This window comes from Flavobacterium sp. CFBP9031 (assembly GCF_034044945.1).
GTDB lineage: Bacteria > Bacteroidota > Bacteroidia > Flavobacteriales > Flavobacteriaceae > Flavobacterium.
This window is the reverse complement of record NZ_JAXCWF010000003.1, coordinates 226,263-251,885: the sequence shown is the minus strand read 5'-3', so window position 1 is coordinate 251,885 and position 25,623 is coordinate 226,263. Positions and strand designations below refer to the sequence as shown.

Annotated in this window: 26 protein-coding genes; 3 read left to right on the top strand and 23 right to left on the bottom strand. The window is 32.3% G+C overall.

Annotation, left to right across the window (positions count from 1 at the left end):
- Nucleotides 1–100: 100 nt before the first annotated feature.
- On the top strand, nucleotides 101–1,246 hold the full coding sequence (locus tag SOM12_RS06870) for a GNAT family N-acetyltransferase (RefSeq protein WP_320492864.1): 1,146 nt from the start codon (nucleotides 101–103) through the stop codon (nucleotides 1,244–1,246).
- A gap of 2 nt (nucleotides 1,247–1,248) precedes the next feature.
- Here SOM12_RS06870 and SOM12_RS06865 read toward each other — a convergent pair whose 3' ends face one another.
- The gene (locus SOM12_RS06865) at nucleotides 1,249–2,118 is read right to left on the bottom strand and encodes a diacylglycerol/lipid kinase family protein (protein ID WP_320492863.1); all 870 of its coding nucleotides are present in this window, start codon (nucleotides 2,116–2,118) and stop codon (nucleotides 1,249–1,251) included.
- Nucleotides 2,119–2,179: 61 nt separating this feature from the next.
- On the opposite strand from SOM12_RS06865, the gene SOM12_RS06860 reads away from it, so the two are divergent.
- Nucleotides 2,180–3,142, top strand: coding sequence for an App1 family protein (locus tag SOM12_RS06860; protein WP_320492862.1), 963 nt, complete (start codon nucleotides 2,180–2,182; stop codon nucleotides 3,140–3,142).
- Between the two features lie 178 nt (nucleotides 3,143–3,320).
- Here SOM12_RS06860 and SOM12_RS06855 read toward each other — a convergent pair whose 3' ends face one another.
- The 17 genes from SOM12_RS06855 to SOM12_RS06775 form a co-directional block, all read right to left on the bottom strand.
- Nucleotides 3,321–5,240: an ABC-F family ATP-binding cassette domain-containing protein gene (locus SOM12_RS06855; protein WP_320492861.1), complete on the bottom strand. Its 1,920-nt coding sequence runs from the start codon at nucleotides 5,238–5,240 to the stop codon at nucleotides 3,321–3,323.
- A 230-nt stretch (nucleotides 5,241–5,470) separates the two neighbouring features.
- A complete protein-coding gene (locus SOM12_RS06850) occupies nucleotides 5,471–6,469 on the bottom strand; it encodes a TerC/Alx family metal homeostasis membrane protein (RefSeq protein ID WP_095928653.1) in 999 nt (332 codons plus the stop codon).
- A gap of 29 nt (nucleotides 6,470–6,498) precedes the next feature.
- Nucleotides 6,499–8,010 (bottom strand): helix-hairpin-helix domain-containing protein, encoded by a 1,512-nt coding sequence (locus tag SOM12_RS06845; protein WP_320492860.1) that lies wholly within the window; start codon nucleotides 8,008–8,010, stop codon nucleotides 6,499–6,501.
- 2 nt (nucleotides 8,011–8,012) lie between these two features.
- Entirely contained in the window at nucleotides 8,013–9,422 is a 1,410-nt protein-coding gene (locus SOM12_RS06840; protein WP_320492859.1) for a PP2C family serine/threonine-protein phosphatase, read from the bottom strand.
- A 5-nt stretch (nucleotides 9,423–9,427) separates the two neighbouring features.
- Nucleotides 9,428–10,480 carry a TerY-C metal binding domain-containing protein gene (locus tag SOM12_RS06835; protein ID WP_320492858.1) on the bottom strand — a complete coding sequence of 351 codons (1,053 nt, stop codon included), beginning with the start codon at nucleotides 10,478–10,480 and terminating at the stop codon, nucleotides 9,428–9,430.
- Nucleotides 10,481–10,732: 252 nt separating this feature from the next.
- Nucleotides 10,733–11,182, bottom strand: coding sequence for a hypothetical protein (locus tag SOM12_RS06830; protein WP_141248123.1), 450 nt, complete (start codon nucleotides 11,180–11,182; stop codon nucleotides 10,733–10,735).
- A gap of 18 nt (nucleotides 11,183–11,200) precedes the next feature.
- Complete coding sequence (locus tag SOM12_RS06825; RefSeq protein WP_095928647.1) at nucleotides 11,201–11,836, bottom strand: vWA domain-containing protein; 636 nt, start codon at nucleotides 11,834–11,836, stop codon at nucleotides 11,201–11,203.
- A gap of 77 nt (nucleotides 11,837–11,913) precedes the next feature.
- Nucleotides 11,914–12,552, bottom strand: a complete 639-nt coding sequence (locus SOM12_RS06820) for a VWA domain-containing protein (RefSeq protein ID WP_320492857.1) — start codon at nucleotides 12,550–12,552, stop codon at nucleotides 11,914–11,916.
- A 177-nt stretch (nucleotides 12,553–12,729) separates the two neighbouring features.
- The gene (locus tag SOM12_RS06815; RefSeq protein ID WP_095928645.1) at nucleotides 12,730–13,389 is read right to left on the bottom strand and encodes a TerD family protein; all 660 of its coding nucleotides are present in this window, start codon (nucleotides 13,387–13,389) and stop codon (nucleotides 12,730–12,732) included.
- Between the two features lie 19 nt (nucleotides 13,390–13,408).
- Nucleotides 13,409–13,960 (bottom strand): TerD family protein, encoded by a 552-nt coding sequence (locus tag SOM12_RS06810; protein ID WP_095928644.1) that lies wholly within the window; start codon nucleotides 13,958–13,960, stop codon nucleotides 13,409–13,411.
- 7 nt (nucleotides 13,961–13,967) lie between these two features.
- On the bottom strand, nucleotides 13,968–14,933 hold the full coding sequence (locus SOM12_RS06805) for a hypothetical protein (RefSeq protein WP_320492856.1): 966 nt from the start codon (nucleotides 14,931–14,933) through the stop codon (nucleotides 13,968–13,970).
- A 35-nt stretch (nucleotides 14,934–14,968) separates the two neighbouring features.
- On the bottom strand, nucleotides 14,969–16,054 hold the full coding sequence (locus SOM12_RS06800; RefSeq protein WP_095928642.1) for a toxic anion resistance protein: 1,086 nt from the start codon (nucleotides 16,052–16,054) through the stop codon (nucleotides 14,969–14,971).
- Nucleotides 16,055–16,059: 5 nt separating this feature from the next.
- Nucleotides 16,060–16,668 carry a TerD family protein gene (locus tag SOM12_RS06795; protein WP_095928641.1) on the bottom strand — a complete coding sequence of 203 codons (609 nt, stop codon included), beginning with the start codon at nucleotides 16,666–16,668 and terminating at the stop codon, nucleotides 16,060–16,062.
- Between the two features lie 3 nt (nucleotides 16,669–16,671).
- Nucleotides 16,672–17,226 carry a TerD family protein gene (locus SOM12_RS06790; protein ID WP_095928640.1) on the bottom strand — a complete coding sequence of 185 codons (555 nt, stop codon included), beginning with the start codon at nucleotides 17,224–17,226 and terminating at the stop codon, nucleotides 16,672–16,674.
- 3 nt (nucleotides 17,227–17,229) lie between these two features.
- Nucleotides 17,230–18,036 carry a phosphoribosyltransferase family protein gene (locus SOM12_RS06785; RefSeq protein ID WP_320492855.1) on the bottom strand — a complete coding sequence of 269 codons (807 nt, stop codon included), beginning with the start codon at nucleotides 18,034–18,036 and terminating at the stop codon, nucleotides 17,230–17,232.
- A 2-nt stretch (nucleotides 18,037–18,038) separates the two neighbouring features.
- Nucleotides 18,039–18,704, bottom strand: coding sequence for an HAD family hydrolase (locus SOM12_RS06780; protein ID WP_095928638.1), 666 nt, complete (start codon nucleotides 18,702–18,704; stop codon nucleotides 18,039–18,041).
- Nucleotides 18,705–18,713: 9 nt separating this feature from the next.
- Nucleotides 18,714–19,289 (bottom strand): TerD family protein, encoded by a 576-nt coding sequence (locus SOM12_RS06775; protein ID WP_095928637.1) that lies wholly within the window; start codon nucleotides 19,287–19,289, stop codon nucleotides 18,714–18,716.
- A gap of 337 nt (nucleotides 19,290–19,626) precedes the next feature.
- Between SOM12_RS06775 and SOM12_RS06770 the strand changes: the two genes are divergently transcribed.
- Nucleotides 19,627–20,010, top strand: coding sequence for a DUF983 domain-containing protein (locus tag SOM12_RS06770; protein ID WP_095928636.1), 384 nt, complete (start codon nucleotides 19,627–19,629; stop codon nucleotides 20,008–20,010).
- Here SOM12_RS06770 and SOM12_RS06765 read toward each other — a convergent pair.
- From SOM12_RS06765 to gldL, 5 genes are all read right to left on the bottom strand, one after another.
- Complete coding sequence (locus SOM12_RS06765; RefSeq protein ID WP_095928635.1) at nucleotides 19,991–21,064, bottom strand: NAD(P)/FAD-dependent oxidoreductase; 1,074 nt, start codon at nucleotides 21,062–21,064, stop codon at nucleotides 19,991–19,993. The genes SOM12_RS06770 and SOM12_RS06765 overlap by 20 nt on opposite strands.
- Before the next feature lie 78 nt (nucleotides 21,065–21,142).
- Nucleotides 21,143–22,132, bottom strand: a complete 990-nt coding sequence (gene gldN / locus SOM12_RS06760) for a gliding motility protein GldN (protein WP_095928634.1) — start codon at nucleotides 22,130–22,132, stop codon at nucleotides 21,143–21,145.
- A gap of 180 nt (nucleotides 22,133–22,312) precedes the next feature.
- On the bottom strand, nucleotides 22,313–23,302 hold the full coding sequence (gene gldN / locus SOM12_RS06755; RefSeq protein WP_095928633.1) for a gliding motility protein GldN: 990 nt from the start codon (nucleotides 23,300–23,302) through the stop codon (nucleotides 22,313–22,315).
- Nucleotides 23,303–23,346: 44 nt separating this feature from the next.
- Nucleotides 23,347–24,888 carry a gliding motility protein GldM gene (gene gldM / locus SOM12_RS06750; RefSeq protein WP_095928632.1) on the bottom strand — a complete coding sequence of 514 codons (1,542 nt, stop codon included), beginning with the start codon at nucleotides 24,886–24,888 and terminating at the stop codon, nucleotides 23,347–23,349.
- A 51-nt stretch (nucleotides 24,889–24,939) separates the two neighbouring features.
- Nucleotides 24,940–25,587: a gliding motility protein GldL gene (gldL, locus tag SOM12_RS06745; RefSeq protein WP_095928631.1), complete on the bottom strand. Its 648-nt coding sequence runs from the start codon at nucleotides 25,585–25,587 to the stop codon at nucleotides 24,940–24,942.
- Nucleotides 25,588–25,623: the final 36 nt, after the last annotated feature.

Below are 25,623 nucleotides of genomic sequence, written 5' to 3'. Positions count from 1 at the left end.
ATTTGAAAAATTTATTTCAAATGGGTTTTTCTTAATAATAACTTAAACCCCATTAGTTATTATAAATATTATCTAATTTTGAAGAAATTAGCTCACTCTTTTGAATACAACATATTCTTTCCAGATTTACAAAAGCGCATCATTACTGCCTTTAGAATGGAACTCGCTTGCAGCAAATAATATTTTTTTGACACGAGAATATCTCGAAGTACTGGAAAATTCTTCTCCAGTAAATATGACCTGCCATTTTATTGGGCTTTTTGAAGAAAAAAAACTAATCGGAATTGCTTTAACGCAATTCTTATTTGCAGAAAAACTTGAATCTTTTGGAGAGCGTGATAAATGCTTAAAAACTTCGGTGCGTAATTTTGCATTAAAGAATTTTGCTTCACACGTTTTATTTGTTGGAAACAATATGCTTACAGGACAAAATGCTTTTATTTTTGACAAGACCATCAAAGAATCCAAAGCAATTAAAACACTTCATAAAGCTATCAATCAGCTTAAAAAAGATTTGAAAGAAAGCGGAAGAAAGGTTCATATAACGAGCATAAAAGATTTTACAGCAAAAGAAATCGAACCGCTTCAGGCAGAATTCAAAAACAACTACACGTTTTCGACCCAACCAAATATGATTTTTGAAATCAATGAAAATTGGAAAACCGAACAAGATTATATTGATGCTTTATTAAAAAAATATCGCGATCAATACAAACGGGCACGCAAAAAATCGGAAGGAATTGTAAAACAGCAAATGTCTCTTTCTGACATTAAACAATATGAAGATGTGATTTACGATTTATATTTTCATGTTGCAAAAAATGCACCTTTCAATACCTTTTTTCTGGCGAGAAATCATTTCAGCTTTTTCAAAGAAATCATGGGAGACAACTTTCTTCTCTATGGCTATTTTTTAGATGAAAAACTAATCGGCTTCAACACTTTAATCAAAAATGGCGATGTAATGGATACGTATTTTCTTGGTTATGACGAAAGTGTTCAGCGCGAAAAAATGCTGTATTTAAATATGCTCTACGATATGATCGCTTATTCTATTAAGAAAGGTTTCAAAGAAATTGTTTTTGCCAGAACAGCTCTTGAAATTAAAAGTTCGGTTGGGGCAAAACCAGTTAAAATGTATGGTTTAATCACACATAGCAATGCATTGATTAACCATAACATTTCAAGGTTTTTTAATTATTTAGAACCAAAAACAGAATGGCAGGAACGTAATCCATTTAAATAAATCTACGGTACCGCAATTTTCATTTGCTTGTGCAGAATATGAATTTCTAAAGAAGTCTGAGCACCACAATATTCTCCATCAATTTGAAAATTAACGGGATAATCCGTTTTTATTTCAGCCTTATCGGTTGAAATAATCACAATATCATCAGAATCAATTGGCATATTTCCGGTAATTATTTTTCCGATTAAAAGTAGATCCAAACTTTTTAAAATCACCAGCTCAAACTTCCCATCATTCATAGCTCCATTTGGATTAATTACAACTCCAGTTCCATATTTCTGCGAATTGGCTATTACAATCATTCTTGCTACATGCTCTACCGTTTTGTTATTTGCCGAAATGGTAGCAACAAAAGGTTCCTCAGATTCTTTGAGCGTTGTGAAAGCTTGCAATGCATATCCCCAAAAACCACGCACATCACTTTCTTCATAATTTTTAACCAAATTGGCATTTAATCCGATATCACTTAAATGGATACTTTTTTTTCCGTTAATACAAATCATATCCATTTCGATATAATGGTGTAGAAACGCTATTTTAAGGTTCTCCTCTATTCCATCAGGAAGATTCAAGTCAACCGAAAGTCCGTTTGCAGAACCTGCAGGCAAAATCCCAATTATAACATCTTGCTCTTCTACCGCTTCAGCTACCATTTTTATCGTTCCGTCGCCTCCTGCAACAATAATGCGCTCTGGCTCATGTTCATTATATAAAGATTGTATGGTTCTTAGATCATTTTTTCCCGTAGTTTCGTAGACTTCCAAATTGAAATGATTGGTTGCTGCAAACTCTTCAACAGCATCAATAAGATCTGATTTATCCAAGTCACCAGAAATAGGATTTACAACAAATAGAATATTCTTTTTCAAAATTTTATTTTTAAAACCAATTAAATTAAGTAATTTACAGTTACATAAATATACGTAATTAATGAAACCAATTCTACAATTATATCGCGGTTATGCAAATGAGCAAGAGTTAATTGTAATGGGGCATGTTTTAAAAAGAGAAAACAAATACGATTTTGAGAAAAGAAAATTAAAAAATGCCACTTCGATACTCAGACTGTTCCGAATAAAAACCATTAAAAATTTTGATGTTTATCTTCATTATAATGGCGAAGTCATCCACACTAAAACATTAGATGATGGCTTTTTCAATTTTTGCATTCCATTAGAAAAAGAAACCCATTTTGGATGGATGTCTTACGAAGTGAGTTTAAAATATAAAGAAGAAACCATAACTTGCAAAGGCAGTTTTATTAGACCTCACAAAGGAAAACTCGGAATCATATCTGACATTGACGACACTTTTCTGATTTCACACACCAATAACTTTTTTCGAAAACTTTATATTTTATTATTTAAAAATGTAAATGACCGAAAAGTTTTTAAAGATGTTGTACCTCACTATCAAGCTTTAAGTTCTGCAGGAAGAGACAATGTCGAAGAAGTAAATGCTTTTTTCTACATCTCTAGCAGCGAATGGAATTTATACCGATTTATTGCTAAATTCACCCGAATTCACAAACTCCCTAAAGCCGTTTTTCTCTTAAAAGACATCAAAAGAGGAGTCACCGATTTCTTCATGAGCGGAAGAGGAAATCACGATCATAAATACGAAAAAATAAAGCATGTTGTAGAGTTCTACCCAACTTTAAAATATGTTTTAATGGGCGATGACTCGCAGCACGATCCAATGCTTTACGAAAGAATTTGCAAAATATTTCCCGTTACAGTTGTTGCGGTTTATATTAGACAAACGGGTAAATCTCCTAAAAAAGAAGTCCAAAAGATTCTAAAAAATCTGGAAAGCATAAATGTTTCCGTTTGCTATTTTAAAGAAAGCAGTAAAGCAATTGATCATTCTAGATCGATCGGGATTATTAAGTAGTTTGTTTCAAGTTTCAAGTTTTATAAAACGCAAAGTTCGCAAAGCTATCTATTGATAAAGCTTTGCGAACTTTGTAAATTGTAAATGCCAACTACAAAAAACTTAGCGTGCCTTGCGGTTAAATTTACTCGTCAACATGAAACTTGAAACCTGAAACCTGAAACTCGAAACAAAAACATTAAGCATTCAACCCATCAATTTCTTCTGAAACAACTTCCCAATCGATTAACAATTGCTCCAAATCTTCTTTCTTTTTATTGTAAGCAGTAAAAAATGAGGCATCTTCGATATGTTTGTCGTAATTGGTTTCTAACATCTTATCGTCGTGCTGAATTTGCTTTTCTAATTGCTGAATCTGGCTTTCGATTTTGCTTAATTTGTTCTGAAGGGCTTTTCCTTTCTTCTGATCTTCATAAGATACTTTGGCAACCTCTTTCTCTTTTGGAGTCGTTGCTTTTACAACATCTTTTTTCTCAACCTCACGCATGTTTTCCAAATTACGTTGCTCTAAGAAAAAGTTAATGTCTCCTAAATATTCTTTGATTTTTTGGTCTTTAAATTCGTAAACGATATTTGACATTCCTTGAAGAAAATCCCTGTCGTGAGAAACCAATAATAAAGTTCCGCCAAATTTTTGAAGTGCTGCTTTTAAAACGTTTTTAGATTTAATATCTAAGTGGTTCGTAGGCTCATCCATCAGCAAGACGTTAATTGGCTGTAACAACAATTTGCAAAGTGCCAAACGGTTACGTTCACCTCCAGAAAGTACTTTCACTTTTTTCTCCACATCATCTCCACGGAACAAAAACGAACCTAACATATCACGTACTTTCATACGATTTGTGTCAGTTGCAGCATCTTCCATTGTTTGAAGCAAAGTAATTTCTCCGTCTAAGTATTCTGCCTGATTTTGAGCAAAATATCCTAATTGAACATTGTGTCCTAATTTGATATTTCCTTCATATTCAAATTCGTTTACAAGAGCCTTGATGAAAGTCGATTTTCCTTGCCCGTTTTGTCCAACAAAAGCAATCTTACTTCCTCTTTCAACCAGTAAACTTATATCTTTAAGAATCGTTTTGTCACCGTAAGCTTTCGTTACATGTTCAGCTTCAATAACAACTTTCCCTGGTTCTTTTGAAACTGGAAACGAGATATTCATTACTGAGTTATCATCTTCGTCAACTTCGATTCTTTCTACTTTATCTAATTTTTTAATCAGCGATTGCGCCATCGAAGCTTTTGAAGCTTTTGCACGGAATTTCTCGATTAATTTTTCTGTTTCCTCAATCTTTTTCTGCTGATTTTTTTGAGTAGCTAATTGCTTTTCTCGAATTTCATGGCGCAGTTCTAAATATTGAGAATATGGTTTATTGAAGTCATAGGCTTTACCTAACGAAATTTCGATTGTTCTATTCGTTACATTATCCAAGAACATTTTATCGTGCGATACAATTACGACAACTCCAGGATAATTACGAAGGAAATTCTCTAACCAAATGATACTTTCGATATCTAAGTGGTTAGTTGGCTCATCGAGAAGCAATACATCGTTGGATTGTAATAATAATTTAGCCAATTCGATACGCATTCTCCATCCTCCAGAGAACGTTTCTGTTTGGTTATTAAAAACTTCTCTTTTAAAACCAAGACCTAAAAGAATTTTCTCTGTGTCTCCCACATAATTATAACCTCCAAGAAGTTCAAAACGATGTGTATAATCAGATAAATCTTCAATGATTTGCCCGTATTCTTCACTTTCATAATCGGTTCTAGTAACCAATTGATGATTGATTTCTTCCAGTTTTTTCTCTACAACCTTAATCTCTGTAAAAGCTTCATAGGCTTCTTCCAAAACGGTTCTTCCTTGTTCAAAATCAATATCCTGACGTAGAAAACCCATTCTGATATCTTTCTCTTGCGAAATAACTCCTGAGTCTGGTTTAAAATCTCCTGCCAGCATTTTTAGCATTGTAGATTTACCAGCTCCGTTTTTACCAACAAGACCTACACGGTCGCCGGCGCCTAAACGAAAAGTAACTTCTTCAAATAAATAGGTTCCTCCAAAAGAAACGGAAAGATTGTGTATATTAAGCATAATTTGAGTAAAAACTAAAGGCTGTGAAAAACCTTTATTTTATTAATAAAAAACAAACTGTAAATAAACCTTTGGCATTTACAATTTTGAAAGTGCAAAAGTATAACTTTTAATTGAAGTTTTTATACTGAAAAACAATCGCTTTTACCATATTCTAAAACAAAAAAACGGATTGAAAATTCAATTTGATTTTCAATCCGTTTTTAAAATTTAAATTATTGAATGCTTTTTTAAGCTTCTTTAGGCTCTGGCATTAAGATCGAAGCTAAAACAGAAATTAAAAGTACACCTCCAATTACTAATAAAGAATAAATAGATTCAATATGGTAGAATGGAGAAATAATCATTTTTATTCCGATAAATGACAAGATAATGGCTAGACCATATTGCAATTTACTAAACAAGTGAATAAAGTTGTCTAACAAGAAAAACAATGCTCTAAGCCCTAAAATTGCAAAAATGTTAGAAGTATAAAGAATAAATGGATCATTTGAAATTGCAAAAATCGCAGGAATAGAGTCTACTGCAAACAGTAAATCTGTAAATTCAATTACGGCTACAACTACTAAAAGTGGAGTTGCTAATTTTTTACCATTTTCGTATGTAAAGAATTTATCTCCGTCATACTTATCGCTAACTTTAAAGAACTTTCTAATCAATCTAGCTCCTCTAGTATTGTTGTAATCTTCATCATCGTCATCGTCTCCAGAAGACCAAGATTTAACCCCAGCATATACCAAGAACAATCCGAAAGCTGTCATGATTAAGTTAATATCATATTTAAATCCTTCTAATCCTGCAAGGCCTAAAAGTTTGTTTAAATACGTTAATTCGATTAAGAAAGCACCAGAGAAAATAAAGATTGCTCTTAAAACTAATGCTCCGATAATTCCCCAAAACAACACTTTATGTTTGTTGTTATTCGCAACATCAAAAAATTTAAATACTAATATGAATACAAAAAGGTTATCAACAGAAAGCGCTTTTTCGATCCAATATGCCGATTGAAATTCATAGAATTTAGCTGCACCTGCAAAATAGTACACTAAACCACTAAAGATCATGGCTAAACTGATCCAAACTAATGACCAAGTTATAGCTTCTTTATTTGTTACGACGTGACTTTTTTTGTTGAAGATTCCTAAATCTAGCAACAGCATAATAACTACTGCAACCGCAAAAACAATAATTAAACCGGGATGTTCCGAAAAGATTGGGTGTTGATTCATTTTAGATATTAATTAGGTTAATTTTTAAATTATATATTGGCCATTGTTACCACAATGACTCTTCCGCCCTCTTCATTAGAAAGCAGTATTTTTTTTCCGTGTGTAAGTTCTACCATTGTACCAATTGGAACTTCTTTGTCTTCAGTTAAATCTTTTAGCGAAGTCAGTTTTTGATTGACCAAAACCCACTTCCCATTAAAAAAAGTAAAGTAACCAACAGGCACTTTTTGCTGCGGTGTTAATTTCTCATTTCTGGCAATATTACGATTAACATGCCATTGAAACAAATATTGATCATTATAAACCATTAATCGATGATTCTCGGGCTTCCAAGTCGTTTCCTGAAACTGATAATACAGATCTAAAACAGGCAGTGTTCCTTGATGCGGAGTACCGCAAAAAGGACATTTTGGAGTATTTGTATTATCAAAAACATACCATTTTTGGTCGCAGGTCGGATTATGACATTTCTGCATTAAATCGGTTGTTTTTAACAATGCAATTTCCCATTCTTCTGCGTTTGGTCTTTGCATCGGATTGTGTAATCCGTCTATAAAAACTTTATCAAACAAGGTTTTTAAATAAGGTCCTGTGATGGTATAAGGCAATTTTGTAATATCTGCCCAAGGTAAATCCCACTTCGAAACTTGGTTTAGTTTTGGCCTATTTGTGGCATCGGTTGGGTGTTCGATAAACATCGCTTTTTCGCCCATTGACAATAAATCGTCTTTTTCGGTATCTAAATCATGGACTTTTCCTCCTTTTAACGGATGCCTATGCAATAGAAACATATAAATCAAAACTGGCAATGCATGCAAATCTGTTAATCTGTTTGGCAATTTTCTGTTCGGATCATTTTTATCTAAATGTTTGCTCGAAAGTACTTCTGGCGCAATAAATTCGGCTGTACCAATTACTTCTGCAGGAAATAATCCTGGAACAACCAATCCGTCCAAATCTATCATACAAGCCGATCTTTCTATCGGATCGATTAACACATTATTGTATGATAAATCAGAATGAGCCAATCCCATGGCATGCATTTTTTTAACGCCTCTAGAAAGATTTACACAAACTTGAAAATAGCTTAACCAATCGCCCAATTCAGAACTTGCCACACGTAACGGAAAATGCGGATTTCTAAATTTGGGTCCTGCAAACCATTTTCCGTTCTTTTCTTTTCCTTGAATTAATTCACTGGTTTGATATCCTTTTTTAAAGAAGAATTTTGGCTTATAAACAGGGACAATAATTCCCGTTAAACCATTGTATTCAATAACGTCCGTTGGCCATCTGAAAACTTCATTTAAATAATAATCTCCAGCTTCTCCATTTTGAATTTGAGAATAGTATTTATTGGTAATTTTTTGAAGCCTTTCTTTCTGATTGAAGTCTAATTTATCTCTAAAAATGGCGACTACATATTTTCTGTCGGGACTAAAATAAACGTCTTTTACACCACCGCGCATCGGTTCTCCGTTATCAACAAATTGATATGTTTTGGTATAGTCGTTTATTGATTTTACTGTAACTGTACTCATATTTAGTAAATTATAGCAAGCGTTCTGTCATCATGATTTCCTGGACTCCAAAAGTCCATCCAGATTGAAAGTTGTGTCGCAATATCTGCATTTTCATATTCAAAATCAACTTTAGATCCATCTTCATTATTGCCTTTTAAGTCAGACAGAAATTCATTCCATTTTTCTATTTTTTCTAAATTGGCTTCGACCACAAATTTAGGATCGTAAATTCCGTCTGTCATTAGTATTAAATAAGAGAAATCATCTACTAATTTAAAGCCGAAACGTGAAGAAAGTTTATCGCTTTGAAAAATTTCAGGCATGGTAATAAAACGTGTTCCACCACCAAATTCGCCTACATCGATAACATTCATCAATGTAATTTCGGTTAAATCTTTATTTAGCAAACCAATGGGACAATCCCCAACTCCAAAAGTTAAGATGGCATATCCGAAATCATATTTTTTAACTAAAGCAAAAATTAAAGTTGCATGAAATTTTTTCAGTTCTTCGTTATTCGCCGTCGCAAATTCTTCAATCTTTTGATTAACAAAATGAGCCGCTTTTGATAATGTATTGTAACCAAAATGACTTATTTTTTTTGATGAATCTGAATCTGTTTTATGGTAATGATGAAGTAAAATCTCGTCAAATTCTTTTAAATTTTCTTTATCTAGATTTTCTTCGAAGTACTCAATTAAAGTATCGCAAGCTAATTTTGAACCTTTTCTCGATAAAGCCGCCGAACCTGCGCCGTCTGAAACCGCCAAAACACTCCAGCCATTTGTATCAAAATTTTTGAATGCAAAATCGTCTTCTCTAAAAGAGCCCACATTGGCATGACTTCTTCCTCTTTTGGAAGCCACAACAATTTTTTTATCTAAAAAAGTACTCGCAACCGCTACATTATCTTCTTTAGCAAAAGGAGCTTTTTTGTCACTTTCAATACTTTTCCAAAGTGATTTTGGGTCAGGATTTATAATTATGGTAAAAACTTTTTCGTTTAAAGGCGTTTCTTCCGATTCGCCATCAATTTTAAAAAGCATTTTTATTTTTAAATCGCCGCTTATTTTCGGATTTCCCGAAAGCACTTTTTCTTCGCGATCAAATGAAAGTCCGGTTTCTTCTAAATTTTCCATTTCGTACGAAATAATATCATCCCAACCCAATTGTATAAAATCAATTTTTGCTTGGTATGCTTTATTTACGGTACCGTTTGGCAGAAAAACAGATTGATTCGTAATATCATCTATTCGATTTATTAAGTTCCAATTTTGCATAATGATCTGCTGTTTTTCTTTTATTATTTTTACTGCTGCAATATTGTTTTCACTAGAAATAAAATCTTCAAAAAGCGATTGTTTGCCTTTTGGAATATCAATTTTATTCTGGAATAAAAAAGACTGAAGATATCTTTTGGTCTCTTCCATACGTATTATCCTTGCGTTCTGTTTACATCAAAACCACCTTCGCCATAACCGTAAGATCCTTGATTGTTACACCACGGGCATGTACTAATTTGCTCGTCGCCAATACAATGTATTTTTTCGCAAACACAAACTGCAAATGCAATTTGATTGCCGCAACATGGACAAGTTGGTGCACCAAACAATTCTTCTGTATTTACTTTTGTATTGAAATTACTATTATCAGCCAATTCAAAATAATTATTGTCAACTTGATAAGCGCCAACTAATTTGTAATTTTTTGACGTCAATTCGATTCCAGCATAAATAGATGGCGCAATATTTTTGCGGTATTTCATCAAATATGGTCTCTTAGTATTTTGACATTTTCCGCTTAAAACCACATAATTATCATCTACATATTGCTTGTTTGGTTCTTCTTTTGTCAAATCAATTTTAGAAAGCGTTTCTCCATCTAATTTTGCCAATTCAAAACCAGATGAATTATTTTCTACGCTAATACTGCTGGTTTTAATAGAATCTGTAACCCATTTAAAAAATTCTTTGTACGATTGTACATTTGTATTTTTAAAGTGAAGTACGTTTTCTGTCAACTGCCCTAATAATTTTGTATCCGTTTCGTTTCCAAATGAAACCGCAATTAAATTTGCAGTTCGCTGCCAATTATTTTTCCATTCGTTTATTGCTGCCTGCGTATCGTCTGTCGGAACTCCGTCAGTAAATAAAAAAACGATTGGTTTCCAATCTCCTTTTACTTCATAAGTCGTTTTAACAATATTATTTCTTAATTCATACATTAAATGCCCTAAACCTTTACTAAGCGATGTCCCGCTTCCAATTGGAAATCTAGGCGGATAAAAACTCACTATTTCCTGCAACGGCACTAAAGTTTTTGGCTGTCCTGCAAAAACGATGATAGAAACATAAACCGTTTCCAGAGCATGCGGATCTGTTTTTAATGCCTGAATAATAGTTGATAAACCTTCTTCAACTTGCTGAATAGGTTCTCCAACCATTGATTCTGAAATATCAATTAAAAAATATATTGGTAATCTTCTCATTTTAAAGGAATTTTAATAGCATTAAAAAAATAAATAAAAGGATAATTTGTGTCATATCAACTGCCAATCCAACGCCGACTTGAGCAGGTTTTACAAATGTTTTCAGGAAATTTAATATGGGGAAAAATATACTATTGAAAAAATCAAAATACGATTTAAACTGATGATGAAGCTTATCTTTATATGGCAATAATTTGGAATAAAAAAATAATGCAATAATCAGAATTTCAATAAGAATTTTAATTGTATACATTATGAAAGTGCCTTGATTATCTCGCTCGCTATTTCCTTAAAAGCCTCTCTTTCTGCGGTATTTTTGGTTGGATAGCCGTAAACTGCTATTCCGTTATTTGGTTGCATATAATTTATAGAGAAACAAGCGCCATAACATTTATTTCCTCCATTTAAAGGTATATCATGTTTCACTTTTAAATAAGCACAACTTTTTCTAACAATTACATCGTGGATAATAAAATCCTTTTTAATGTAATTCTGCTTTAAGATCTGCTCTACATTTTTAATATTGAAATCTTCAATACCTGTTGTCCCGTAACACATATTGATATTATCTATATTCATGGTGTCTAATATCTCATCTGAAGTTTGCTCTAAATTTTCAAGCTCATTTTCTTTTCCTTCATAATAAGCTTCATCCACTGCTGTGGCAACATGTATAAGCACTTTTGAAAATGTAAATAGCATATCAAGCATTTTTTTTAATTAAATCACAACTGTTATTTCGCTTGGCGGTGGCGGAAGCGTTACACTTTCTCCTGTTCCCTGGCTTTTATTTCCTTGTTCGATAGTTTCAGAAACCCATTTAAAAAATTGCTTTAAAGTAGAACTATCAGCAGAATCTAAATGGACAACATTGTCTGTAAGTTCCTTTAAAATACTGTCGTTGGCCATATGTCCGGCCGCACAACCTACAACTGCACCAAAATTTAAGGCTTTAATTTCTTGAATTTTTTCTCTGTAGAATTGAATATCTGATGGTTTTCCGTCTGTAAAAACAAATAATAATGGTTTCCAGTCGCCTTTTAAAGTTGCAGATCCTTTTATAACTTCTGTTTTTACTTTCTGAATTACAAAATCTAAACCTGCTCCCGTATTGGTTGGACCACTTTGCGGACAAGTTATTTCAGGAAGCTGAAAATGAACCAATTCGGTTAAGGGTACAATTTCTTTTACTTCTCTGTCGTAGGTTATAATACTAATCCAAAGAGAATCTAATGCTTGCGCGTCTGAACGCAATGTATTAATCATACCACTTAAAGCATTATTCAAAGCTTGAATTGGCTCTCCGTACATTGAACCCGAAGTGTCTAGCAAAAAATATACTGGTAGTCTTCTCATAATAATTTTTAAAAACTAGTAAAACAATGAATTCGTGAACTATTAATTAGACGGTACAACCCCGCCTTTTACTGAATTTAAACCACAATGTTTAATTCAGATGGTGGCGGAGGTAATTCTTTTACATTTGTAAATTCTCTGCCTAAATCTTCAATTTTTGTAGAAGTTACACCAATTGAAGCTGTTACCCATTGAAAAAACTTGCCAATACTAGCGCTATCTGCGTTTTCTAAACTTACTACAGTATCGGTAATTTGTTTTAGAACATTGGTATCTGCACCGCCTCCCGCTGCACAAGCAACCGTAAAAGCTGTTTTTACTTTTTTAAATTCTGCCAGACCGTTTTCCCAATTATCTGTCGGAATTCCGTCAGTCATAATAAATACTAATGGTTTCCAATCGCCTTTTTGCTCTGTGGTTGTTTTTGCAACTTCAGTTTCTATTTTCTGTGCAGTCAATTTTAAAGCATCGCCTAAAGCCGTAACTCCACTCGCTTTTAAATCAACCATTTGAAAAGATGCCAAATCGGTTAATGGAATAATCTGCTGTGCCGTACTGTCAAAAGTAATGACACTCAAAAAAGCAGTTTCTATGGCTTGCGGATTTTGTCGCAACGAACTGATCATCATTTGCACACCGTTTTTAACGGCTTCAATAGGTTCGCCAGTCATTGAACCAGATGTGTCTAAAAGTAAATATACAGGCAGTCTTCTCATGATATAACGATTTATACAGGAATATTATAGGTTGAAGTTTCAAAAGCGCTATAAATATTAGAGCTTCTTTTTAAAGTCGCTACTAAAAATGAAATAATGCATGAAAATATTACAAGTTTCTCAGCTTGATAAACAGATCTATCACCTGAGAAACTCTAATCCATGAATGTTTTCAATTTATAGGTAAGATTGAACTATTTTATGAATAGTCTGTCCTAAAAAAGTATCGTCTGTTGGATCTCCAATTGCGCTGAATTTCCATTCTCCATTACGTTTGTACAATTTACCCATAATAATAGAACGCTTGTTTACGTATTGACGGTCTGCGGCTACATTATACGACGCAAATTCAGAAACTACTTTTGTTGGAGTTCCTTCATACATTCTAATTTTTGCATAAGGAATTTGAGAAAAGTCTTCTTTTCCTGCATTATTCAAAAAGAAAAATATCTGATTTACTTTGGCATCAACTTTAGAAAGGTCAACTGTAATAATTTCATTATCCAAACCATCGTCGCCGCCTGTATCACCTGCAAGGTCATCACCGGTATGCTTCAATGCACCATCTACACTTATCAATTTACCTTTTGGCAAACCAAATTGTTGTAAAACTTCTACTCTGTAAAGTGGGGAATACAAATGATCACATAGTTTGTTTTGATCGTCGATTAATACACAGCTTAAATCTAAATCAATATCCACTACATTTTTTGATAATCCTAAAAAGCCTTTTGTTTCAATAGCTCCCCAGTTTACTCCAACACAGAAGTTGGTTAATGTTTCACCACTAGTTTTTCTTAAATCAATTTTTTGACCTTTGGTTAAGTTAATTGCCATTTGAGTTAATGTTTTAAAATTAATTATATTTATTTAAGTAATCTTGTAAACCGCCTTTCATTCCAATCCCAACAGCTTCAAATTTCCACTCTTCGTTTCTTTTGTAAATTCTACCAAATTCGACAGCCGTTTCTATAGAAAAATCTTCGTCAAGCTCATACTTAACTAACTCAACATTAGCTTGATCTAAAATTCTAATAAATGAATTTCTAATTTGTCCAAAATTTTGTCTTTTTGTATCAGCATGGTGAATGGTAACCACAAAACAGATTTCGTGAACTTCTGGAGAAATTTTAGATAAGTCGATGTATACTTTTTCATCATCGCCGTCACCATCTCCTGTTAAGTTATCACCTGCGTGAGTAACTGCTTGGTCAGGTGATTTTAAGTTATTGTAATAAATAAAATGATTGTCATTCGGAATTTTTCCATTTGCACCAACTAAAAAAACTGAAGCATCCAAATCAAAACTTGATCCTGTGCTGCTTGAATTACTATCCCATCCTAATCCAACAGTAAATTTTGGAGCATCGATACTTTGTCTTTGTCCTTTCTCTAAGTTAATTGCCATTTTATTTTTAATTAATATTAATATTCAACATTGTTTTTAAAATATTAGTCTGTTCATCAACATTCTGTAATTCATCCAGAAAATCGACAGACGAAATTTTTTCTAGATATTCATTTAGCACTTCTAAAACACTTTCAGGCAGTGTTGTTTTTATCGTACTAAGTTCATTTTTTAGGTCCGCATTTTTATTTTTCAGCCCTTTTATAATAATTTGTTTAGAAGAATCATTTTTAGAAAGATCAATTCCTTTTACAGCTTCTTCATTTAAGAAATAGAATGATTTTTCGTTAGCAACAAAAACAAATTTGTCATTAGAATCCCTGAATTCATAAACTTCTATAATCTCATTATTACAAACTAATCCGCAACAAAATTTGATCTTAAAATCTAAAATATTTAGTCGTCCTAAAAGCTTTCTTTCAAATCGTGCGTGTGCATTTTCATAAACACTTTTATTAAACTGCGAAAGCTTCTCGTATTGATCAATAGTAATTTCTCTATAATATTCTGCTTGAATGCTTTGTGAGAAAGTCAACAAATCATTCCAATTGAAAAAAACATCTTTTTCTGTAACAAACAATTGATAGAGTTCTTCTATCTTTCTTGACATATTTTGAGCATGAAGCTGCAGTTGTTTTGCAAGCTTTGTCTCCCCGATTTCCGATTTTAATTTTGCTAAAATATCTTCGTTAATATAAATCTCATCTGAAATTAAAACATACTGCTGTTCTTTTGATTTTTTTAGTTTTTGAAACAAATCAATTAAACTGTTAGTATATTGAATATGAAAAAGTTCCAGTTTATTAATATCTAAAATTCTATTTTTTTCGAAGAGTTTGTGAATGATTTTTGTTCGTACCAAAACTCCAACAAGATCCTTGTGATTAAAGAAATTGGCTAACAATTCTAAAACCACTAATTTTCTATTACTCTCTTTTATTATTTCAAGATATCTTTCCTCTTCCTCCTGCATTTATTTAATTTCCAAACATTCAATTTTTATTAATCTTAGCTTACAACACCTTTTTTCAATTCTTGTTCTAGACTTTGTAAACCGGCATCAAGTTGTCTTCTGGTTTCTGCACCTTGCTCATGAATTTGCTTTACTTCTGTCAAAGTATCAATCAAAGATTTCGTTGTCATCTTAAGCGTTTCAAGAGAAACGACTGTATTTTCGTTTTCTTTAGCCACTTCAATACTATTTTGTTTCAGCATTTCAGCATTTTTCTGTAAAATAGTATTTGTTGTTTCTGATACTTTTCTTTGTACTTCTATATTTTGTTTTTGTCTTTGAAGTGCCACCGCAAGAGTAAGCTGATTTTTCCAAACTGGCATTGTTGTAGTCAGTATAGACTGTGCTTTTTCTGCAATAGAAGTATTATTGTTTTGCACAACTCTAATTTGCGCTAAAGACTGTAACATGATAAAACGTACAATCTTCATATCTGCCAGACGTTTGTCTAAACGATTGATGAAAGTTCTTTTATCTGATATTTGATAATCCTGATATTGAGCGCTATTTGCTTCCATTACAGCAAGCTCTTCGTTTAATTCTTTAAAACGAATTTGTCCTGCAATAATGTGTTTTTCCATTTCTTTGATAAGATTCACATTCCCATCAAACATAGTTTGAAGTGCGCTGTTATCTTTCACAGAATTAATCATTCCTGCTTTTACCTTATTACTGATTTTATCAATATTTACAGTAATTCTGTCGTATTCCTGGAATAATTTTTTTACGTCAATAATAAACTTATTAAGCAATGGAACTTTTGATATAAATCTTTTAAATGGACTTTGATTTAACTGCTCTACATCAATATAATTCAGTTCAGTTAATAAATCATTAATCAAACCTCCTACTTCGCCAGAATTATAAGTTCTTACATTCGTTAAGAAATTATCACTTTGTTTAGCAATAGAATTTTGAATTTCTGCACCATAATTCAGAATCGAATTGGCGTCATTTTCATTCAATTGGTTTGAAATGCTTTTATAACTATTTACTTCCGCTTCTGTAATTGAAGCTAAATTTACATTTCCATCTTTATCAATCAAAGCAGTATTCTCCTGAGTAACTAATTGATTCTCCATGATTTTTATAAGTGATTCTGTTGAATTGTAACAATAGTTTGTTCTAATTTTTTATCGCTTGTTGGTACTCCAACTGCGTTAAATTTCCATTCGTCGTTTCTTTTATAAAAAACACCTAAAATCATGGATACGTTACCGGCAAATGAAGCATCATTTGCAACATCGTAACGCGCAAATTCTTGAGTTACTCTAGTTGGAGTCCCTTCGTATATTCTGATAGATGCGAAAGGAATATCTTTAAAATCCTGACCTCTAAAACTGTTTATAAAAAACGCAACATGACTTGCAGAAGGCGTTAACTGAGAAAAATCTAAAGTGATAACTTCATTATCCAATCCGTCGTCACCATTTAAATCTCCCGTTAAATCATCTCCACTGTGTTTAATTGCACGATCATTAGAAATTAATTTTCTAAAGTTTACCGAATCAATATGATTTTTCTTGTCGTCATAAACAGCACAGCTAGCATCTAGATCTACTGCTTCTTTTTTTGTGCCAAAAAAACCTTTTTTCTCGATTGCTCCCCAATTCACACCTACACAGATGTTTACTAGTTTTGAGCCATTACTTTTTTCAAGATTAATACGTTGTCCTTTTTCTAAATTAATTGCCATATCTTAGTTATATTTATTTAAATAATCTTCCAATCCGCCTTTCATTCCAACACCCATTGCTTCAAATTTCCACTGCCCATCTTTATTGTAAATTCTTCCAAATTCAACTGCAGTTTCGATAGAGAAATCTTCTTCCAATTCATATTTAACCATTTCTGTATTGTTAGAATCATCTACAATACGAATGAATGAATTACGCACTTGTCCAAAATTCTGTCTTCTTTCTTGAGCATCATGAATTGTAACCACGATACAAACTTCTTTTACAGCGGGATTTATTTTAGTTAAATCTATTTTAATTTGCTCATCATCACCGTCTCCATCTCCTGTTAAATTATCCCCTGTGTGAATAACAGATTCGTCTGGAGCTTTTAGATTATTGTAAAAGATAAAATGAGAATCGGATAATATTTTTCCGTTAGCACCAACAATAAAAGCCGAAGCATCAAGATCGAAACTAGAACCTGTACTACTGTTGTTTGTATCCCATCCTAGACCAATTGTAAATTTTGGTGCATTAATATTTTCTCTTTGTCCTTTCTGTAAATTAATAGCCATAATCTAATCTATTTTTATTACGTTAATATTGTTTTGATATTCTAAAATCTGGTGATAATTATTACTAATTGCAAGATGAAATAATTCGTTACTTTTCTTTCTAGAAATATTAGAAATTAAATAAGCAAATTGTTTGTCATCCAGGCTTAATATATATTTTACGATTCTCGTATTGTATTGAAAATCTTCACTATTTACAATAGAGACAATGTCTTCTACGTTTTTAACCGCAAAATAATTGTAATGATTTTCTATTTTCGGATGAATCTCTTTATTAGTCAATTCTGCGTAGTAAACAAATAGAAAATCTCCTTTCACATTATGCTGATCCAAAATTTTATTTACTGTATGCTCGTGGCTACCTGTTATTTTAATATCGTCTACAAAAATGCATAGTTTGCCCTCAATAAAATTACGATCGATGTAATACGTATCATTCGATATTAATTTTACTCTCTGTTCAAAATCTAAATTTCCGTAATCTGTTACGTAAGTTTGATTTCTATAAATTTTAGATTCAATACAAGCTTTTTTCCCATTTTTAAACAAATAGCTGTTTAGTTCTTTTTTAAAATAATAGCACAAAAAGTTGGATGCAGTTGGAATAGATAAATAAGGACTTGGTAAAATAACAATGTCTCTATTTGATAAAATTAAATCTTTATGTTGAGCAACAAATCCGTCAAAAAGATCTTCTGCAAATTTCTCTGCAAAAAACTTATCTCCAAATTTAAATCTGCTGTATTCTGTCTCTTTAAAAGGACAGATTTCTTCTTCAACAATTTTATGTAAACTATAGCTTATATTCACTTTTATATTTTTAATAGATGTGCATCAAAACCAAATTTTAATGCTCCATTATAATCAGCAATACTATTATCGCCAATATGTAAAACATCCTTTTTTTCTATTTTTTTATATTTATTAACTTCATCAAATACCAATTTAAAAATTTCAGTGTTTGGTTTTGAAAATCCGACTTCATCAGAATATATCTGAAATTTTAAATATTCAGCCAGATCATAATGTTCTAATATTTTTCTTAAAACCTTTCCTTTAATAAATGCTGTATTACTCAAAATATTTATCGATTTACCTTGATTAGTTACTTCTTTAAACATCTTTTCGATATCAGAATAAATTAAAACTGGCTTATACTTTAAAAATAGTTCTTCTGTATGGCTGTAAAACTCCTTTAAGCGATCTGTACCATTTTTATCAAAATCAACATTTAAAGCCGCTAAAATTAAATAATAAATTTCGTACGTATCAATATTTAATCCTGTTTTTTCGTTAATATTATTGCATAAAACATCGTAGTATCTTACGACTTCATTTACCCTTTCAATTCCATGCTCCATTTCAAAAAAGTCCTTAAATAACAGATTCCTTTTTTGTTTAAATTCTGGATTTGATTTTATTAATGTCAGCCATAAATCAAAAGAAAGATGGCTGTAATTTTTATGATTTATTTTCAAGAATCTCCTTTATTTAATTATTTCTCCCGAATAATATTTCTCTAAGAAGAAACCTAAATCAGCTCTGTAGCCAATTCCTGAAGCCTCAAATCTCCAGTTACCATTTCTCTTATATAATCTTCCGAATTCAACACCTGTTTCAATAGAAAAATCTTCTCCTAATTCATATTTAGCAATCTCCTGACCATTTGAATCGTCAACAATTCTAATATAAGAATTTCGGACCTGTCCAAAGTTTTGCTTTCTGCGCTCAAAATCTTCAATTGTAACTACAAAAAGGATTTCTTCTATTGCATCGTTAATTTTAGCTAAATCTACCTTTATCGCTTCATCATCGTCTCCATCACTATTTCCTCCAGTTGGATCATCACCTGTATGCAATAAAGCTCCATCTGGAGATGATAAATTATTATAAAAAACAAAATAGCTTTCACCTAAAAGTTTTCTATCAGCATTAATCATAATGGCTGAAGCATCTAAATCAAAATCATGGCCAGTTCCTTCATTTGGATCCCATCCTAAACCAACAGTAATATTAGAGAGGCCTATATCAATTTTTTGTCCTTTTTGTAAATTTATTGCCATTATTCTATTTTATATTAAAAAAATTAACTTGCACAATAATACGAAAAAGAAGACCATTAATAATGAGGAAAACCGTAAAAGCAAAAAAATTATCAACAAATTAAAGCACAATTCTATTAAAATTGCGTTGATTTAATTTTTACATAATAAATTATTTACCAACAAAAAATTACGACAAAGATTTATCTTAAACTAATGAGAATACAAGACCGAGCAAAAAACAAACATTATTGCTATATTTACATTTTATTCTAAAAACTCAAAATTGAAATTGTAAGCACTTTTATAAAGATTAATTCTTAGTTTACAATATTTCTAAAATTACATCAGCATTAAAATGTTTAAAAGAGGTTCCAAATTAAATAGCATTATAACAGGAAGTTGTCCAAAATGCCAAAAAGAAAGCATGTATGAAGACAAAAATCCGCTTCATTTGAGTAAGGTTCTCAAAATGAACGAGCATTGCAGCCATTGCGGATTCAAATACCAAATTGAACCTTCTTTTTTTTATGGCGCAATGTACGTTAGTTACGGATTAAATGTTGCGGTAGGAATTGCTGCTTTTATTGTTTCATTTGTCTTTTTTGGAGCCACAATCGAACAAGCCTTTATTGCAATTATCTTGACATTAGTTGCATTGTTTCCTTTTGTACTTCGTCTTTCAAGAAACTTATACATTAATATGTTTGTTTCGTACGATCCTAAGGCCGGTCAGGAATAAGAGATTTTAAATATCTTTTATGGAAGCGTTTTATATCTGCTTCTTTATCTATTGGAGTTCCGCTTTCAATATTATCATACAACATTTTCGCTAAAGCCGGTCCGAGCATTACACCACGTGTCCCTAATCCGTTAAGAAGATGAATCGATTCGTATGCTTCATGAGTACCTACCAAAGGTCTTCTGTCGGCAACTGTTGGTCTAACTCCAGCAAAATGTTTTACAATTTCAAAATCGCAGGTAATAATTTCTTTAATGCGATCTAAAAGCTCTTGTTTCCCTTCTTCGGTAGGAAGATCTGTTTTGTCATGCCAATTGTAGGTAGCTCCAACTTTAAACAAATTGCCTCCTACTGGTAAAATAAAAACACTGGTATTAACAATTAAATCCAATTTCAAATCTGGCGCTTTTATTAAAAACAGTTCCCCTTTTGTTCCATCCAAAGGGAGATAATTAAAATAAGGGTTTTTATGCAATCCAAAACCCTCTGCAAAAATGATATGGCGTGCTTTAATATTTTTATACTGAATTCCTAAATCAAGAATTTCCAAGAAAGAACTATGGAAAGATTCTTCAAGAAGCAAATTATTTTCCTTTAAGTAGGTTTTATAGCTTTCTAATAGTTGTCCAGTTTTAACATAGCCTGTATGTAGAACTTCTCCATAATCATAAGGAGAATCAATACCTTGATACTTCTTAGTAATTAGTTTCGTTGATAAAAAAGGAGCCAAGTTTATTTTATCTGAAGCTGCAAACCAATTATTCTGTTCTTCAATTGAAAAAAACTTTCTAAGAATTGGCATTTTAAAATTAAATTTCTCGTTCAGTTTGTCTTCAACCTGTTGGTAAAACTCATTCATTAAAACCAAATGCTCTTTGGCGTTCCAGACTTCACTAAAACGCTTCAGAATAACGGGATTGTACAAACCTCCAGCAATTCTCGAAGAATTCTGAGATTTGTCATCAACAACTAAAATAGATTTATTGTTTTTTAAGGCGATTTCGGCAAAAGAAATTCCAGCCAATCCAGATCCGACGATTAAATAATCAAGCATTGTGAAGTGTATAGATAAAATAAAAAAAACTCTAACTACAAAGGTAGCAAGAGTTTTTCTTATTATGAGTTTATGAACTTAGTAATTCCACATATCTTCTTCAAAATTACGAATCTTCTCTTTTACTCTTTCAGATTCTAGCAATTGGCTTTGTGCATTATCTCTAATATAATCTTTAATCTCACGATCGCCATAGACGTTTTCTTCTTTATATATCACAGCATTAAAATGTCTTGAATTTAAAATCTGATCAAAGGAAATCGGCAAGGCGGAATTCTGTTCATTAAAAGCTTTTCCTTCATGCAGTACTTCTCGGGCATTGGGAAAGAAAACCCAGAATAGCTCAATATAATCTTTTTCATCACTATTCATAGTATAAACATCGGGCGTTACTGGGCAAATTCCCAGAAGGCGATATTTTAATGCACTTTCCCTCTTATCAAAATACCAAAATCCTTTAATTTTATATTGACTTACATCAGCCGCCGTAAGATCTTGCTTCAAAATATATTCGGCCGGAACTGTTCTAGTTGGTCCTACCGTTTGGTCTACATAATTGACTTTCTTATTTTTTCCAGAACCTGTAACCACTTTCTTCTTAACAACACGCGTTCTATAATCATCAGGATATTGATTAATAAGTTCTCTACCCGCATCTGTTGTATCAACACGAGACAAAGATCCTTGAATGTCTTTTAAAGTCTTTTTTGTATTAAAATAACTGTCTGTATAAACTTCTGTTATTTTACCGTTTCTCATTGCTTTGGTTAGAATATCATAAAGCGAACGTCTATCTGGACCAATATTGGCCGTATCAACCGGAAAATATAACGGAAAATTTATCTTTTCATTTAAATCTATAATTTCCCAAACCATCTTTCCCATCAAAACATCTCGATCATCAACATAACCATACGCTAGAGGTTTATCATTATCAGATATCATTTGAGCGGGTGTCTTATACCCTATCTGATCAGCAGTTTTGGCATTAAGTAAATTAGACTGAGCATTAGAAGATATGCCTCCAAGAACAGTAACAATAGCGATTAATAAATTTCTTACTTTCATCATGATAATTTTTACAAGACATTAAACGAAATTTTATCATAAATATTGTTATTTTTCTTACATAAATATAAAATAATATATCTTACCTACATTAGGCAGCTATATTAACATATTGACATAAAAAAAAACTCTTACTACAAAGGTAGTAAGAGTTTTTTAATTATCATGCTATGTATCAACTTAATAGTTCCACATATCTTGTTCGAAGTTGCGAATTTTTTCTTTCACTCTTTCAGATTCCAACAACTGATTTTGTGCGTTGTCTTTCATATAATCGCTAATTGCTCTGTCTCCATAAAGATTTTCTTCTTTGTAAACAACAGCATTAAAACGTCTTGAATTTAAAATCTGATCGAATGAAATTGGAAGAGCTGAGTTGTTGTCATTGAAAGCTTTTGCTTCATGCAATGCTTCTCTGGCATTTGGGAAGAATACCCAAAACAATTCAATATAATCCTTTTCATCACTATTCATTGTATAAACGTCTGGAGTTACAGGACAAATTCCTAGTAAACGATATTTTAATTCACTTTGACGTTTATCAAAATACCAGTATCCTTTAATTTTATACTGAGTAACATCTGCAGCAGTAAGATCTTGTTTTAAGATATATTCAGCAGGAACAGTTCTTGTTGGCCCAACTGTCTCTTCAACATAAGAAACTGATTTATTTTTACCTTTACCTGAAACAACTTTTTTCTTCACAACACGTGATTTATAGTCATCTGGATATTGGTTAATTAACTCTCTACCTGCATCTGTTGTATCAATACGAGATAATGAGCCCTCGATGTCCTTCATAGATTTTTTAGTATTGAAATAACTGTCAGTATAAACTTCAGTAACTTTTCCACCTTTAATAGCTTTAGTTAAAACGTCATAAAGAGAACGTCTGTTAGGACCAATATTAGCTGTATCTACTGGAAAATATAATGGAAAGTTGATTTTTTCATTTAAATCAATGATCTCCCATGTTGTTTTTCCCATCAAGATATCTCTATCATCTACATAACCATAAGCCAATGGCTTATCATTATCAGATATTAATTGAGCAGGAGTTTTAAGTCCAATCTGAGCAGGAGTTTTAGCGTTTAGCAAATTAGATTGCGCATTAGAAGCAAAACCTCCAGCGATAGAAACAATAGCTATTAAAAAATTTCTTACTTTCATCGTGGTATCGTTATAAGATATTGAATGTAGCTTACACTACTTTATTATTGTATTTCGTAAATTACAGGAGCAGTTCTTGGTAATAAATAACTACCAGCTCCAACAAGTTTAGTTTTAATTTCAGAAATAGTAACTTGGTCTCCTTTACCTGCTCTTGAAAGTACTTGTTTACATTGTGCATTCATTTTGTTTCCTGTAACAACAACTGTAGGTTGTCCAGCAATTTTCATATTGAATCCAACAACATCTAAACCAACTTCAAAATCAAAATCAAGAAGTTTAGCTCCAATAGTAGCAATCTCTAAGTTAGATTTAGGACCTTTAACAACTCCCATCTCACCTCTAATTGTTCCTGTTGGACCAGGAATACCTTTAATTCTGAATGTTTTCTTATCAGTTACTTTGTCACCGTTTGGTAAAGTACCTGTTACAGAAATTGTAGTTTCAGTACCTTGACCTGGGCTCATGTTATATTTTCCTGGTTTTCCAGCAGAAGCTAAACCTGGAGCACTTGCAACAATTTTGTTTGCATCAACACCAGCAAAAGATACAGAGATTGGGTTAACAACTCCTCTATATACTACGTTCATTTTGTCTGCAGAAATTGTAGCAGCGTTTGGTCTTGGAACTACAACATATTTTCCAGAGAATTTTAAAGGAATATTTTTTCCATCCTCTAAGAAAGTAAATTGTCCGTTGATGTCTTGTTCTCCAACTCCACCTGCAGTTAAAGAGATAACAGCTTGTCCGTTCACAATTTGTCCTGGACCTTGAAAAGAAGTTGGTGTAGTATTTTCATCATAACGACCCAAAACAACTTTACCTGTAACTTTTTCTCCTTGGAAATAAGCATTTTTATCTAAAACAACGATTGCTTGGTAGTTGCTGTAAGAAGCAGCTGCAACTGCAGCTTTACCTAAAGCACTGTTGTAAACGTCTGTTTCAACTTTTTTAACGTCATTCTGCCAAGCTGAAAGTTTTGCAGCTGTAGCAATTGCAGGGAATCCTTTAAAGTGGTACGCTAAGTATTTTTCTTTAATCCCTTCTTTGTTTTTAACATCAGAAACATCGAATTTCTTTTCAACCTCAGAAATAATTGACGCGTATTTTTTGTCTGTTCCTAAAGCCGCTTTAATATCAGCTTTATATTTTTCGATTTTAGATATAATTTCGTTACCTTTTTTAGTGTAACCGTCTCCTGTAAACCAGTCGTCGATATTATCTCCTCTATCCATAGACTCGTAAGGCATTTTTCCTGTTGCTTTATCAACTTCGAAACCTTTAACTGCCTGAGCTTTTAGAGTAGCTATATAATCATAAAAATCTTTTGTAATTGTTTCAACTTTGTGAGCTGTTACTGCAGCAATAGCAAATTCTCCTTTTGCTTCAGCAGCTTTTTGATCTAAAGAGCTTAATAAACCAGCGTTTGACTCTATAGAACTAGTGTTTGCACCTTCGAATTTTTCATTCATCAAACCAAAAGCAGAAATTACTTCTTTTGATACGTTCATTGCTAACATTGCGATGAAAACCAGGTACATCAGGTTAATCATCTTCTGTCTAGGGGTTAATTTTCCTCCTGCCATTTTTCTTTAATTAGTTCTTATTAATAAATTTAATATTTAGTTAAAAACTAATTATCCTTTGTTACTCATTGCAGAAAGCATACCACCGTAAACACTGTTTAAAGAAGCAATGTTTGCTGTCATAGAAGCCATTTGTTCTTTTAATTTTGTAGCGTTTTCAGCAATTTCTTTGTTAGCCTCAGCATTTCTAGAAGCACTTTCCAATTGTACTTTGTACAAACCGTTTAATGATTCCATTTGAGTAGCAGCCAAAGTTAATTCATCAGAATATTTCTTTTGTCCAGCGATTGAATCTACAGTTGGAGCAATTCCTTTAGCAGCAGATTCGAAATTTTTGATGCTGTTTCCTAAACTTGACATTAATTCACCGTCAATTTTAGCTTCTTTTAATAATGTGTCTAATTTTTGAGATAATAATCCTTGAGCATCAGTTGCAGATTCAGGTTTAGCTTTTTTCTCTCTTGCTTGTCCATTAGCTAATTCTGGGTAAACTAGAGTCCAATCTAGTTCTTCTTCAACTGGTTCGAAAGCAGAAAGCGCAAAAATTAACGCCTCAGTAACTAATCCTACTGAAAGCATAACTGTACCTGTTAATGGTCCAATCTCAAAGTGAGTAATTTTGAATAACGCTCCAACGATTACCACTGCCGCTCCCATACCATAAGCGAAATTCATTGCTTTTTTACTTAATAATGCCATAATACTTTTTTTTTAGGTTTAAAATAGATTTGTTGG

Excerpts from the sequence above, each read along its gene's own strand:
- SOM12_RS06860 (WP_320492862.1), top strand. The coding sequence starts at position 2,180 with ATGAAACCAATTCTACAATTATATCGCGGTTATGCAAATGAGCAAGAG.
- SOM12_RS06855 (WP_320492861.1), bottom strand. The coding sequence starts at position 5,240 with ATGCTTAATATACACAATCTTTCCGTTTCTTTTGGAGGAACCTATTTA.
- SOM12_RS06850 (WP_095928653.1), bottom strand. The coding sequence starts at position 6,469 with ATGAATCAACACCCAATCTTTTCGGAACATCCCGGTTTAATTATTGTT.
- SOM12_RS06845 (WP_320492860.1), bottom strand. The coding sequence starts at position 8,010 with ATGAGTACAGTTACAGTAAAATCAATAAACGACTATACCAAAACATAT.
- SOM12_RS06840 (WP_320492859.1), bottom strand. The coding sequence starts at position 9,422 with ATGGAAGAGACCAAAAGATATCTTCAGTCTTTTTTATTCCAGAATAAA.
- SOM12_RS06835 (WP_320492858.1), bottom strand. The coding sequence starts at position 10,480 with ATGAGAAGATTACCAATATATTTTTTAATTGATATTTCAGAATCAATG.
- SOM12_RS06830 (WP_141248123.1), bottom strand. The coding sequence starts at position 11,182 with ATGCTATTTACATTTTCAAAAGTGCTTATACATGTTGCCACAGCAGTG.
- SOM12_RS06825 (WP_095928647.1), bottom strand. The coding sequence starts at position 11,836 with ATGAGAAGACTACCAGTATATTTTTTGCTAGACACTTCGGGTTCAATG.
- SOM12_RS06820 (WP_320492857.1), bottom strand. The coding sequence starts at position 12,552 with ATGAGAAGACTGCCTGTATATTTACTTTTAGACACATCTGGTTCAATG.
- SOM12_RS06815 (WP_095928645.1), bottom strand. The coding sequence starts at position 13,389 with ATGGCAATTAACTTAACCAAAGGTCAAAAAATTGATTTAAGAAAAACT.
- SOM12_RS06810 (WP_095928644.1), bottom strand. The coding sequence starts at position 13,960 with ATGGCAATTAACTTAGAGAAAGGACAAAGACAAAGTATCGATGCTCCA.
- SOM12_RS06805 (WP_320492856.1), bottom strand. The coding sequence starts at position 14,933 with ATGCAGGAGGAAGAGGAAAGATATCTTGAAATAATAAAAGAGAGTAAT.
- SOM12_RS06800 (WP_095928642.1), bottom strand. The coding sequence starts at position 16,054 with ATGGAGAATCAATTAGTTACTCAGGAGAATACTGCTTTGATTGATAAA.
- SOM12_RS06795 (WP_095928641.1), bottom strand. The coding sequence starts at position 16,668 with ATGGCAATTAATTTAGAAAAAGGACAACGTATTAATCTTGAAAAAAGT.
- SOM12_RS06790 (WP_095928640.1), bottom strand. The coding sequence starts at position 17,226 with ATGGCTATTAATTTACAGAAAGGACAAAGAGAAAATATTAATGCACCA.
- SOM12_RS06775 (WP_095928637.1), bottom strand. The coding sequence starts at position 19,289 with ATGGCAATAAATTTACAAAAAGGACAAAAAATTGATATAGGCCTCTCT.
- SOM12_RS06770 (WP_095928636.1), top strand. The coding sequence starts at position 19,627 with ATGTTTAAAAGAGGTTCCAAATTAAATAGCATTATAACAGGAAGTTGT.
- SOM12_RS06765 (WP_095928635.1), bottom strand. The coding sequence starts at position 21,064 with ATGCTTGATTATTTAATCGTCGGATCTGGATTGGCTGGAATTTCTTTT.
- gldN (WP_095928634.1), bottom strand. The coding sequence starts at position 22,132 with ATGAAAGTAAGAAATTTATTAATCGCTATTGTTACTGTTCTTGGAGGC.
- gldN (WP_095928633.1), bottom strand. The coding sequence starts at position 23,302 with ATGAAAGTAAGAAATTTTTTAATAGCTATTGTTTCTATCGCTGGAGGT.
- gldM (WP_095928632.1), bottom strand. The coding sequence starts at position 24,888 with ATGGCAGGAGGAAAATTAACCCCTAGACAGAAGATGATTAACCTGATG.
- gldL (WP_095928631.1), bottom strand. The coding sequence starts at position 25,587 with ATGGCATTATTAAGTAAAAAAGCAATGAATTTCGCTTATGGTATGGGA.